13 protein-coding genes and 1 pseudogene are annotated in these 11,550 nt (G+C 43.0%); 5 read left to right on the top strand and 9 right to left on the bottom strand.

What is annotated here, in order from left to right; translation table 11 throughout:
- The first annotated feature begins 111 nt into the window (after positions 1–111).
- Complete coding sequence (locus V7K89_RS14890; protein WP_335188298.1) at positions 112–870, top strand: red chlorophyll catabolite reductase; 759 nt, start codon at positions 112–114, stop codon at positions 868–870.
- A 196-nt stretch (positions 871–1,066) separates the two neighbouring features.
- On the opposite strand, the gene ssuE is transcribed toward V7K89_RS14890, so the two are convergent.
- Genes ssuE through ssuD form a run of 3 tightly spaced genes read right to left on the bottom strand, consistent with a single transcriptional unit; the run spans position 1,067 to position 3,456 of the window.
- Entirely contained in the window at positions 1,067–1,633 is a 567-nt protein-coding gene (ssuE, locus tag V7K89_RS14885) for an NADPH-dependent FMN reductase (RefSeq protein ID WP_335188296.1), read from the bottom strand.
- On the bottom strand, positions 1,630–2,268 hold the full coding sequence (locus V7K89_RS14880; RefSeq protein WP_335188294.1) for a beta-class carbonic anhydrase: 639 nt from the start codon (positions 2,266–2,268) through the stop codon (positions 1,630–1,632). Before V7K89_RS14880 ends, ssuE begins: the two co-directional genes overlap by 4 nt.
- 27 nt (positions 2,269–2,295) lie before the next feature.
- Positions 2,296–3,456 carry an FMNH2-dependent alkanesulfonate monooxygenase gene (gene ssuD / locus V7K89_RS14875; protein ID WP_335188293.1) on the bottom strand — a complete coding sequence of 387 codons (1,161 nt, stop codon included), beginning with the start codon at positions 3,454–3,456 and terminating at the stop codon, positions 2,296–2,298.
- Positions 3,457–3,890: 434 nt separating this feature from the next.
- Between ssuD and V7K89_RS14870 the strand changes: the two genes are divergently transcribed.
- The 3 genes and pseudogenes from V7K89_RS14870 to V7K89_RS35895 form a co-directional block, all read left to right on the top strand.
- Positions 3,891–4,409, top strand: a complete 519-nt coding sequence (locus tag V7K89_RS14870; RefSeq protein WP_335188291.1) for an MgtC/SapB family protein — start codon at positions 3,891–3,893, stop codon at positions 4,407–4,409.
- Positions 4,410–4,702: 293 nt separating this feature from the next.
- Positions 4,703–5,197: a peptide-methionine (R)-S-oxide reductase MsrB gene (gene msrB, locus V7K89_RS14865; RefSeq protein ID WP_335188349.1), complete on the top strand. Its 495-nt coding sequence runs from the start codon at positions 4,703–4,705 to the stop codon at positions 5,195–5,197.
- A 413-nt stretch (positions 5,198–5,610) separates the two neighbouring features.
- Positions 5,611–5,835: pseudogene (locus tag V7K89_RS35895) on the top strand (IS982 family transposase); the annotation flags it as partial.
- Positions 5,836–6,325: 490 nt separating this feature from the next.
- Here the strand turns inward: V7K89_RS35895 and V7K89_RS14860 are convergent.
- The gene (locus V7K89_RS14860; protein WP_442941670.1) at positions 6,326–6,778 is read right to left on the bottom strand and encodes a DNA cytosine methyltransferase; all 453 of its coding nucleotides are present in this window, start codon (positions 6,776–6,778) and stop codon (positions 6,326–6,328) included.
- 173 nt (positions 6,779–6,951) lie between these two features.
- On the opposite strand from V7K89_RS14860, the gene V7K89_RS14855 reads away from it, so the two are divergent.
- Positions 6,952–7,143, top strand: coding sequence for a hypothetical protein (locus V7K89_RS14855; RefSeq protein ID WP_335188289.1), 192 nt, complete (start codon positions 6,952–6,954; stop codon positions 7,141–7,143).
- Positions 7,144–7,460: 317 nt separating this feature from the next.
- On the opposite strand, the gene V7K89_RS14850 is transcribed toward V7K89_RS14855, so the two are convergent.
- The 5 genes from V7K89_RS14850 to V7K89_RS14830 form a co-directional block, all read right to left on the bottom strand.
- A complete protein-coding gene (locus V7K89_RS14850; protein WP_335188286.1) occupies positions 7,461–7,781 on the bottom strand; it encodes a DUF4278 domain-containing protein in 321 nt (106 codons plus the stop codon).
- Positions 7,782–8,045: 264 nt separating this feature from the next.
- The gene (locus V7K89_RS14845; RefSeq protein WP_335188285.1) at positions 8,046–9,605 is read right to left on the bottom strand and encodes a GMC family oxidoreductase; all 1,560 of its coding nucleotides are present in this window, start codon (positions 9,603–9,605) and stop codon (positions 8,046–8,048) included.
- Between the two features lie 76 nt (positions 9,606–9,681).
- Positions 9,682–9,858, bottom strand: a complete 177-nt coding sequence (locus V7K89_RS14840) for a hypothetical protein (RefSeq protein WP_335188283.1) — start codon at positions 9,856–9,858, stop codon at positions 9,682–9,684.
- A 404-nt stretch (positions 9,859–10,262) separates the two neighbouring features.
- Positions 10,263–10,886, bottom strand: a complete 624-nt coding sequence (locus V7K89_RS14835) for a DUF302 domain-containing protein (protein WP_335188281.1) — start codon at positions 10,884–10,886, stop codon at positions 10,263–10,265.
- Positions 10,887–11,113: 227 nt separating this feature from the next.
- Complete coding sequence (locus tag V7K89_RS14830; protein WP_335188279.1) at positions 11,114–11,485, bottom strand: hypothetical protein; 372 nt, start codon at positions 11,483–11,485, stop codon at positions 11,114–11,116.
- Between the last annotated feature and the right edge of the window lie 65 nt (positions 11,486–11,550).

Here is an 11,550-nt window from a genome sequence, read left to right as displayed (position 1 = left end):
ATTGGTGAGTTGACATTATATGTAAATAAAAAAATTACATTTATAGTCTTTAAAATTAAGAAGCAATCATAAAAGTTTTTATTGTTCATCCTCAATGTACCAGCAAAAACAATGATTTACCAAGAACTCAACTCAGATAATACATCTGTATTTGAGCAGTTATGGACTATTACAAACCAATTGCGACAAAAGTTAGAGAATCGTTTTCAGCTAAATCCAGCACATTCTACAAATGATTTAAATAGCTACACTAGCATTGACGGTAATTTTCAGGGTTCACTTAAGGCTTTTTCTGGTACGGAAATTGATTGGCTAGTGCATGTGTTGTCGCATAACGAAAAGTCAAATTTTAGTGTTATGCGTCTGACTGTTTGGTTAGGTTCCCATATCCGTGTTCCCCATCTAACGTTTGAGTTTGGTACGCTTCCAGATATTTTCTTTTATTTAGATTACATTCCTCGAACTGATTTATTGACAGACCTAGACTATCTGGAACGCTACTATGAGCCTGTTAATCAGTCATTCCTGAATTTGCAGCAAGAACCAAATCTTTCAATGTACACCAGTAAGAGCGTGTATATTCGTCAATTCATGTCGCCTATCAGGTTATGTTATACAAGTCCTGCCACAAATGATACAGTCAACCTCATTCGCAGATATGCCAATGAAATGCTCGAACGCTGGATAAACTGGGTAGACAAAGCGGAGCCTGTACCAGAAGATATACGGACTGCTTTGGCAGAACGTGACTTATTTTTGCGCCGTAGCAGCGCTGAACAAGACCCAGGGAATAAGTTAGCAGAGCAGATGTTTGGTAAAGAATCGACTGATAAAGTAGTGCAGGCATTATGGGGAGGAAATCGGAATTAATCGCTAGTGTAAGTAAGTCGGTGGAAAACACAACCATATTAAGAAAGATAAATGAGGCTAAAACCTTTTTCCTCCTGCCTCCTGTCTCCTGCCTTCTGTCTCCTGCTATAGCTGTGATAAGCTTTTAAAAAAAAGGTAGCAGAGGGGTAGAAATTACCCATCCGCTACGAACAAACGGAGGTATAAACTTAATTATTTAATTGGCATGAACCAATTCTTGAGGTGCTGCGGCGTCGTATTCTGCTGCTTTAACAAATTCTTTGAGTACTTCTTTGAGTCTTTGGTCAATTTCCTCATCTAACAGCACGCTGTTATCAGCTTGTCGTTGAATTTGTTTGTCTACTGCATAAACAGTAGCTAGGATATGCCGCGCTCCTAATTCAGATAACACAGGTTTGAGGGCATATTCAATTGCCAATAAATGAGCGATCGTTCCACCCAAAGCAATTGGTAAGACGGGTTTACCTGTTAATGATTTTTGTGGCAGCAAATCTAGAAATGTTTTTAGCACTCCTGTGTAAGCAGCTTTGTAAATCGGGGTGGCAATAATCACACCATCTGCCTTTGCTAATAAAGCTTTTGGCTGTTCTAAAGCAGGGCTGTCGTATCGTCCAAAAACTAAATCTTCAGCAGGCAAATCCCGCGCTGAAATAATATCTACGTGCAAGCCTTCTTGTTGTAAAAGCTTGGCAGTGTATTCGACAACACCATAGGTTCTAGATGGATGGGTTGGACTACCTGCGATCGCTAAAATATTTGTCATTCAATTAAACTCCCAATTTCTAAAACGGGTTCAGTATGTTTTGCAGTTTTGGTCTCCATCGCTGATGCTGTGTTGACCCGATCGCTCAGACGTTTGTAGGGACGGCGCAAACTCATACTTTCTACTTCCCAAATGTAGCCATGAATAACTACATCTTGGGGAATTAAAGCAGAATTACGCAGTAATTGCACTTGCTGTGTGCAGATTTCATCTACATCGGTAAACGTTTTGATCCATTTAGAAAAAACGCCTTTTGGTAGCTTCAATTCTGGCAAAGCAGGATCTACACTAACTCGATCCACGTCAATACCTTGATTTTGCAATACCTCACTGAGAAAGTCTCCTGATGCTGTCATCATGCCACATTCGGTATGATTAATGACGATGATTTCTTTGGTGCCAAAAAACTGTGTAGTTAACATCGCTGACCGAATCGCATCATCTGTAACTAACCCCCCAGCATTACGGAAAATATGAGCATCTCCTTCACCAATTCCCAATGCTTTCTCTACTGGTAAACGTTCATCCATGCAAGCTAGTACCCATAAGCGTTTATTGTTAGGTACTCCCAATTGACGACGCAATGCCCACGCTTCTTTTTCTGAGATTTTTTGGTCGATTTGTTGGTGCAGCATGGCTGTTAATCTCCTAGTTCATAATTACTAGGATATGGACGTTGCTCTTTCTTGAGGCTTTTGCTTAGGGAAATCTTCATTTGCCACAATCTCACCAAATGGACTTAAGACATGTTGCTTCTCCACGGCGGGTAAATTCTCTAATGGCAGATGGGGAAATAGAAGTTCTGCAACTCGATAAGCTTCTTCTAGGTGGGGATAGCCAGAGAGGATAAAGGACTCAACACCCAAAGAAGCATATTCTAATATCCTAGCCGCCACGGTTTGGGGATCGCCGACTAGGGCCGTTCCTGCACCACCCCGGACTAAACCTACTCCTGCCCATAGGTTCGGGCTAATCTCTAATGCTTCACGATTACCTTGGTGTAATTGAGTCATCCGTTGTTGTCCAACTGAATCCATTCGAGCATAAGCTTTTTGGGCTTTAGCGATCGCTTCGTCATCTACATACTTAATCAATTGATTTGCTGCATCCCAAGCTTCACTCTCAGTTTCGCGGACAATAATATGTAGGCGAATCCCAAATTGCAAAGTTCGCCCTTCTGATAAAGCAAGTCTGCGAACTGATGCAATCTTCTCGGCTACTTGTGTCGGTGGTTCGCCCCAAGTTAGATAAACATCTACATGCTTGGCAGCAATTTTTTGAGCAACCGGAGAGGAACCGCCAAACCATAAGGGCGGATATGGCTTCTGGACGGGTGGAAACAGCAGCTTACCATCCTGAATGTTGAGATAGTCGCCCTGAAGATTGGCTTGTTCTCCACTAGCGATCGCTCGCCATACTGTTAAAAATTCATCTGTTAATTCATAGCGTTGATCATGATCCAAATGCAAGCCATCCCCTGCTAACTCCACGGGATCGCCACCTGTGACGACATTAATCAGCAAGCGTCCCCCAGAGAGGCGATCAAAAGTCGCCGCCATCCGCGCTGCCACTCCAGGCGATACCAAGCCGGGACGAATTGCCACCAAAAAACGCATCTGTCGCGTCAGTGATACCAACGTTGAAGCTACAATCCAAGCATCTTCGCAAGAACGTCCCGTGGGTAGCAATGCCCCTGTATAACCAAGGTCATCCACCGCTTGAGCAATCTGCCGTAGATAAGGAAAGCCTACTGCCCGTCCGCCTGTAGCAGTTGCAAGGTAACGTCCGTCGCCGTGGGTTGGGATGAACCATAGTAGCTGCATGAATCCTGTCCTTTTAAAATACGGTAATTCTATCTAATTACCGTCCTTTATTTATAGTTTTTAGAGTATCACATATTCTACTTAACCAAGCAAGAAGTTTTTCATAAAACTCCGGTATCTCTATCAGATCAATGTATATTAGGCAGTGTTCAATAAGCTAGCGATCAAAAAAAATTGGGGATTGGAGAGTTATTTCTCTTGTTCCCTTGTCCTCTCATCTCCCCCTCCCCTTGTTTCTGTCTCTAGGGAGAATACAGCAATAGCATCTTTGTGTATATTAGTTTACTTATCCCTAACCTTCTGTTAAATTAACCTAAATGTACGCCAAACTGATTGACTTAATGTACTTAGTTTTCAGATATAAACGTGGGTAGCTATCCAGTCCACTGGCAATAGGCGCAAAATTCCGTTCTGTCTCTAGGAGAAATAAGGCAATGGGGCCAATGTTTATTGCTGCCAATGATTGGCCACATATAGCGTTTAGATTGTCTTTGGCGCTCCTGGTTGGTTGCTTGATTGGATTTAACCGTCAGCAAGGGGGTAGACCAGCAGGGATGAGAACATTTATGCTTGTGAGTATGGGGGCAGCATTATTTGTGATGATTCCTTTGCAGGCTGAGGGTGAGAGTCCTTATGCTGCTACCAATGCACTGAGTCGCACAATTCAAGGTGTAGCTACCGGGGTTGGATTTCTCGGAGCCGGATTGATTTTACAAGAGTCTCCAAGAAAATCTGCAACGCCAAAAGTAAAAGGTTTAACTACAGCCGCCTGTGTCTGGACTGCGGCCGGGTTGGGGGCTGCAATTGGTTGTGGTCTATGGCAAATGGGATTATTGGGAGGTTTACTGACTCTAATTACGTTAAGTGGGGTGAAGCGGCTCAATCGCGCATTTTTATTTCTGACAAGTCAGGGTAAACAGGGGACTAATCAGCATCTTAAACACCATCTCTGATGAAGATGATGATTGACTATCGTTATACTCCAATTGAAAACTATACTTGTATTGTCCAAAATTAGGTCAAATTTATCGGATTGCCGCCTAGTATTTTATTGAAAAATAATTTGTTGTTTCATAGCCAATTTTAATCAGTTTATTAGGACTAATTCAGAGCGTAGACGCGTTCGCGTAGTGTCTCGTAGAGAAGCGGCTTGTCGCCAGACATCGCTGATTATAGTCATTCATGTAGGGAATTCCGTACTGGAATTGATTGGCCAGTGAACCGGAAAATAGAAAATAATAGATATATGGACAAACGCTATTTTTTACAAGCTAGTGCAGTCATAGTCGGCACAGCGTTGTTATCAAGATATATCAATTGGGGGTCACAAGCAATGACAACTTCTAGTAGTGGATTTGAAGTTACCAAACCAGAGTCAGAATGGCGCACGATTTTAACGCCAGAACAGTTTAATGTCTTGCGTAAACATGGAACTGAACGCCCTTATACCAGCCCATTGGACAAGGAATACGACCAAGGCACTTATTATTGTGCCGCCTGTGAACTACCACTGTTTACATCTGATACTAAATTTAATAGTGGTACTGGCTGGCCTAGCTTCTTTAATCCAATTGAAGGGGCGATCGCCACGACTGTAGATAAGTCATTGTTTATGACCAGAACTGAAGTACATTGTAGTCGTTGTGGCGGTCATTTGGGTCATGTTTTTGATGATGGTCCTGCACCCACTGGTAAGCGCTACTGCATGAACGGTGTTTCGCTGAAGTTTGATCCTGCTTGATAAGTTGCGTAGGCGTAGGCCGTCGTGACATCGTACACACAACTTAAATCATCAGATTTTGGAGCTTGACCAAGGGTGAATAAATTTTTGACAATAACTTTTCTTATTCAGTGCTACTGGACGAAGTATTGTCAATTTCAGGAAATGCAACTCTTGGTCTTCGCTAGAACTATTTACCTAAATCGCCCTATTTTTTGGTTTTTTTTTCTCCTTTTTGTCTTTGGGATCTTTTTTAGGTTTTTTAGCTTCTTTATTACTTTTTCTTTCCTTCGACATCAGCGTTCTTCAACTAGGTGAATCACTAAAAGCTTTCGTATTCTGCTGTCAGGAAATCATGATATTACTTACCTGATGTTCTTTGATGATAAAAAAGAAAGTATCAGACATAAATGCTACTAACTACCATTTGCAACTCATCTGAGATTGAGTTGAAAGTAATATAAAAAAAGAATTTCAAACGTAAGGATGAACCGTGGAATCAGTATATTAAGCAGTGTACTAGACATGATATTGAAACCGTATTTAGTAGCATCACTCGTGTCTTTCCAAAGTCAATTCATGCTTGTACCTGAAAAGGGTTTTTACTGAAGTTAAAAGCATTCATTTTTGCTTTCAGTTTCAAACAAGCATTTGTTTAATGAGTCAAATATAATGCTTTAATTTCACTCAGTATTTGTGTTTTTGAGTTAGTTGAGGTGGCGGTTGCGCGACGCACAACCGCCACTTCCTCCTGAACGAGCGCACGACTATTCAAGTGCAAAGTACCCACAGCTTGATAACCCGCAACTTGGGTTATCTATAGAAATCATTCGGCTCTCCACAAAGAACGGATATCCCAGAATACAGAAACTTATCAGCGAATAGAGATATTTTGCTTATTTGTTGTATGGGTGTGGATTGCTTTTTAGGCACGTGATCGAAGCGTGATGCCGAATAGCCCGCCAAATCTTGGAGACGTTCCGCAAACGGCATTGCTCTAACTTATGATGTGTCTACCCGCATATCCAATAGAATATTTGCCGACTAATGGTCGGCAAATAGGTAGCAATTAGCGTTGACAAAATAATCGCAGTAGTAATTAGGATCAAAGGCTAGAATAGATAGTTATGAACAGTCCATTGATTTGGCTTACTGCGGGCAAATTGATATCGGTGATTTTCTTGGTGCTAGCCAACGGATTCTTTGTCGCAGCTGAATTTGCCTTGGTTGCGCTTCGCTGTAATCAACCAGATATCCCTCTTGCTCCAAAGCTGACAGGATGATACTGAAACTCTGGCTGTTCTGATAGCGCGGTACATTCTCCAGTGTAAACACCCGTGGCTGCAACTGTCGGATGGCTTCAGCAATAGCGATCGCAGCCGTCAGATCGTCAGCCGTTTCAATACCCTTACCCGCTTTAGCTGTGTGAGCAAGGCTTACGTTGGCACACACTAGGGAGGCGTGGAGGTAATCGGGGCGGCGGGGAAACCCTATAAATCCTGACTGCACTACTTCTTGGACTGTTAGCTGGATTATTCTACACCCGTATTTGCTGAAATTGCGGTGATGGGTTCGTGCGTTCGTCCTTTTTAGTTGATTTATCCCTGGTTAGATATTTTCCCGAATTCTCATTTATTACTAGGATTTAATCATTTAATTTGTGCCATGAACCAATTTAAACCCTTTTTTGCTTCTGGATGATTTTACTTATTTACTACTTGCTTATCTCGGAGAGTGACAGAAGCTGTTTACGGACGCACTCGCTTCCGTTATGAATGGAAGCTGCTCACAAATTGGCTCGTTTGTTTTACCAGATGTGGATAACTGCTGGGCAATATTCTGATCCTGGTATGGACTACTATGAGCAAAAATACCAAGAACTGATGCTTAAAAACCTCAAGCAAAAAGCTCAGGCTCTTGGTTTAGAACTCATCCCTATTTCCCACCCCACCGAATGTGTTTCTTGAAAGAGGGCTAACCACGAACTTTGAAGCACAGAGAGAGCAACAGGGATTTCCACATGTGCTAAACCATGCAGTCCGTTGGCGATCGCATGGATGACCGCAATCGTTGTTCCATATTGAGCAATTTTCATTTCGCTTCTTCCTTAAACTGTTAATTGGTAGACATCTCCAAAATTTCTAGGTCAAAAGATTTGCAACCACATAGCTTGGCGAACCTGCACCTACCATAATATAGTCATATTGAGTCATGTCCGTTCTCTTTGTTGTTTTTAGATAAATAAAATTGCCACCACAACAAAACTTTTAAAGAAAATTTTTCATTATTTTTGCAATTCCAAAATATTGATGAAAAATTTTCCAACTTTGAAAGCATTAACAGTTTGAGAGAATACTGTAGAAACTTCTCCTGTATCTGTTCTCTCTACAAAATAGGTAACTCCCCGATAAATTAATTGATAAACTACTGGTTGTGTAGAGACTTCCGCAGGCTCGATATTGGGGTCAACGTGATAGGTTAGCCCACGATAAATTAGGTTATAAGCAGAACCTTGATGACGAACTGGTGTAAATGGTCGTGTTGCTTTTTTAGCTGCTTGTGAGGAGTTATATTCGTAACTTAGACCGCGATAATAAAGTTTCATTTTTTACTCATTATTTACTTATTTTTACAGTGACCAAATAAGGCAAAAGAAAGAACAAGAAAATGGTTCCAAACCCCTCAATTCATTTATAGGGATTATCTTTTTACTTTTTAAATACCTATTTGGTGTTGGCTTAATTGGTGCAGGTTTGATTGCTAGCTACGCTTGTTCAAGCAAATCTAGGCGATCACATATTATCAAAGTGGCAAGATTCTAGTGTTAGACCGAGCAAAGCTAGATGCGATCGCCCAAGATGAATCGGTATTAGTTTGCAATTGCTTCCTGTAGTGGCTGTGAAACGCGACGAGCGGCTTTAATTAAATCGGCTGCTTTTTCACCGATCATAATTGTGGGCGCGTTCGTATGTCCCGTAATTAGAGTTGGCATGATGGATGCATCGACGACACGCAACCCTTCAATTCTATGTACCCGCAGTTCGGGGTCTACAACTGCCATTGGGTCAGTGCCCATTTTGCAGGTGCCAATCGGATGAAACACCGTACCGCAGTTTTCTCGAACGTAGGTTTCAATGGCTGTATCGTCAGTTACATCCGCACCCGGAGCAACTTCCCGACCTCGAAATTCATCAAACGCACTAGTTTGAAACAATTGGCGCATTAGTTTAATCCCAGCAACAAACTTTTGCACATCGGATTGACTTTGTAGATAGTTCAATCGAATCACGGGCGCATCTTTGGGATCAGATGATCGCAAACAGACACTGCCAATGTTTTCAGGATGAACCAACGCGATCAGACCCGTAAAGCCGACACCAGAATTGGGATATCCTGGTGGTGCCCACATAATTGGACCAAAGATTAATTCTAAATCTGGCGCAATTCCCTGATTAATCTTGCTATGCACAAACAGTCCGGCTTCAGCACAGCCATTGCTGGTAATTGCCGTGTGTAAATCCTGAATTGCCTCGTAGGGCACCGGAATGAGAATGTGGTCTTGCAGGTTTTGACCCACACCTGGCAAATCAGCAACTACTGGAATTTTCATTGCCTGTAATTGTTCCGCATCGCCAATGCCGGAAAGCATCAGGAGCCTGGGCGAGTCGAACGAACCTGCACTTAAAATCACTTCCTGGTTGACTCTAACCTGATGAAATATGCCCTCATGCAGATATTCCACACCAATGGTGCGAGTGCCCTCAAACAACAAACGTGTTACTAACGCACTTGTTTGCACTGTTAAGTTCGGGCGATTGAGAATCGGCACCAGGAATGCAGCCGCAGCACTGTGTCGTTTACCATCCTTGACCGTCAACTGAATCGGTCCTGCCCCTTCCTGCTGCTTACCGTTGAAATCAGGATTATAGTCGTATCCCAGTGTAATGGCTGCGTCTACAAAACGTTGAGATATGGTCGCCGGAGAAGCGACGTCCGTGACGCTCAACTCTCCAACTACTCCGTGATATGGATCAGATCCGCGTTGTTGGTGCTCAGATTTTTTGAAATAAGGCAAGACATCCTGATAACTCCAACCGGGATTTCCGAGTTCCTGCCAGTAATCATAATCAGCACGATTGCCCCGAATATACACCAGGAAATTAATCGAACTGCTGCCACCTAGAACTTTACCACGTGGACAAAAGATTCTGCGATCGCCCAGATACGGCTCTGGCTCAGAGAAGTATCCCCAGTCCACTTCAGTGCCAGGTAGGGTTGTGCAGTCCAACGGGATTTGGATTTCTGGTTTTGTATCTGGATTGCCCGCTTCGAGCAACAGCACAGTTATATCAGGGTTTTCGGTCAAACGATTAGCAACCACACAGCCTGCCGAGCCGGCACCAATCACAATGTAGTCATAGTGAGTCATGATTCTTTCTCCTTATTTGTTGTCTAGTAATAGATTAATTGAGTCAAACTGGGTTGAACGCAATTTTGAGGACGCTTCAAACTTGTGCCATATCGCTATCTGCCAGAACCTCTGCTGGCTGTCGAATCGACTTCAATGCTTGCCCACACAGCCAGCATCCCAACCCATCTATAACTAAGCTGAGAATGGCTGTAATGTAGAAGAGTAAACCCCAACCTTCCCAAGAAACTTGAGAGATGTGAGCGGGACTCATGGCTATCAAATGAATGTAGATCGAAACTAAGAGCGAACCTATCATTGCACTTAGCAAGAACCAGAGCCCAATGCGGTAGAACCGTGTCCAGAGTAAAATAGCTGCAATGATAGGAGCTAGAAAAATGACCACCAGCACAAACGAACTTTGAATCAGGGAGAGAGGGACTGGGATTTTGATATGGGCTAAACCATGCAATCCATTAACAATCTCGTGTATCACCACGATCGCAATTCCATATTGAGCAATTTTCATGGGTTATCTCCTGATTAGAGCTTTTCAACAAACATCATTTATCGAACTAAGTGCTGCTGAATCTAGGAATGAATTTGGAGTGGGATGAATTTCAGCAACACTATCGAACTACAGCAGGGTACCACCTGCGATTGGGGCAATGCCCGTGACTAATTTGCGGCAGCATTCGCTAAGCGCAGTAAAACTCCATCGATCGTAGTTGCAACCGTACTTAGTTTTTCGTTTTTGTACTGCGCCATTACGGGTGAGAGTCGATCATAGGAAATCTTAGTCACACGCTGGTTGTCTTCAAAAACATAAATTTTTGTTGGTAGGTACAGTCCTACTTCGGGTCCACCAGCTTCAAGAAGTTTTCGCGCCGTCAAAGGATTGCCGATGATGAAACAATTTGCTTTCATCTTGATTGGTACACGCGACATCACCTTTCCCCAATTCAAAAATCCGACTTCAATTAAGTGACTTCTACCCGCCAACGGCTCAACTTCAGCAGCATACTCATCGAAGGTCTTACTGGCTGAGAGTAACCGCATTAAATCCTCTGTACTGGTTTTGCCAAGTTCGGCTTGTAGGTCTTCAACGGTCTTCTCAAATGGTTTGGTCGAGGTTACGACGACATGAACGTTGGAGAAATTCTGTTCTTGTGGGTTGGACTGAGTGTTGGACACTGCAATTCCCTTCTGGGGAATTGCTTGAGCGAAAATAGGTGTGCAAAGTGAAGTCGCAAGAAGTGCTGCGGCAAAAAGCTTTGGCAATGGCAAAGAGATAGTTTTCATGGTCTGTTTCCTCTTGTTGGGGTGATACGTGACTAACCAGACAGATTCAAAAGTTGACTAAGCATACCTGGAACGTCAATACAAAACCGAGCTTCTTTTATGGAATACCTAAGTTTTGTTGCATAGTCTCACCAGAAACCCGGTTTCTCGGCATACTGTACCGACGCTCTCAGAATTTGATTGGACTGTACCCAAGAGTGGTTGATGGAAGTAGTAGACGAGAACAGTTATTCAGGATCGTCCAAAATTGAACTGTAGGCTTGCGGCTCTTCGATGCGGTGTTGTGCGTACTTCCGTCGAGCCTTGACGATCTCCTGATACACCTTCTTGCGAGCTAAGTTGACGCTACCCAGAGGTTCGTGTTCGGGCAGGGTGTGCCAAGCCATGAATGATAACCCCTCATCCAGACGCTTGCGCTCCTCAAAGTCAAATTTTTGAGCGGGAACTGTGATAGTTGCAAGCTTAATAAACGGTGAGTCTTCCTCTTTCCACTCTTGCATGGGATCTTCAATGGGAGTTTTTTCATCGTTGACATACATCTGCACCAAGAAGTCAAAAGTTGCATCTTTGCCGAATGGCACTAAGAAAAACCGAAACACTTGTGGGTTAAGCAGTTTGCAATTGCTTGCGTAATTCGTGGCGGGGTTTGGTCATTAAGGGGTAA

It is taken from the genome of Nostoc sp. (assembly GCF_036917515.1).
Classification (GTDB): domain Bacteria; phylum Cyanobacteriota; class Cyanobacteriia; order Cyanobacteriales; family Nostocaceae; genus Nostoc.
Note: the sequence above shows the minus strand (reverse complement) of the source record. Positions and strands in the feature narration are given on the sequence as shown.

Bases quoted from the DNA above. Each gene is read 5' to 3' on its own strand.
- V7K89_RS14850 (WP_335188286.1), bottom strand. From the start codon at position 7,781: ATGAAACTTTATTATCGCGGTCTAAGTTACGAATATAACTCCTCACAA.
- V7K89_RS14835 (WP_335188281.1), bottom strand. From the start codon at position 10,886: ATGAAAACTATCTCTTTGCCATTGCCAAAGCTTTTTGCCGCAGCACTT.
- ssuD (WP_335188293.1), bottom strand. From the start codon at position 3,456: ATGCAGCTACTATGGTTCATCCCAACCCACGGCGACGGACGTTACCTT.
- V7K89_RS14840 (WP_335188283.1), bottom strand. From the start codon at position 9,858: ATGAGTCCCGCTCACATCTCTCAAGTTTCTTGGGAAGGTTGGGGTTTA.
- V7K89_RS14855 (WP_335188289.1), top strand. From the start codon at position 6,952: ATGGAAGCTGCTCACAAATTGGCTCGTTTGTTTTACCAGATGTGGATA.
- V7K89_RS14890 (WP_335188298.1), top strand. From the start codon at position 112: ATGATTTACCAAGAACTCAACTCAGATAATACATCTGTATTTGAGCAG.
- msrB (WP_335188349.1), top strand. From the start codon at position 4,703: ATGGACAAACGCTATTTTTTACAAGCTAGTGCAGTCATAGTCGGCACA.
- V7K89_RS14845 (WP_335188285.1), bottom strand. From the start codon at position 9,605: ATGACTCACTATGACTACATTGTGATTGGTGCCGGCTCGGCAGGCTGT.
- V7K89_RS14880 (WP_335188294.1), bottom strand. From the start codon at position 2,268: ATGCTGCACCAACAAATCGACCAAAAAATCTCAGAAAAAGAAGCGTGG.
- ssuE (WP_335188296.1), bottom strand. From the start codon at position 1,633: ATGACAAATATTTTAGCGATCGCAGGTAGTCCAACCCATCCATCTAGA.
- V7K89_RS14870 (WP_335188291.1), top strand. From the start codon at position 3,891: ATGGGGCCAATGTTTATTGCTGCCAATGATTGGCCACATATAGCGTTT.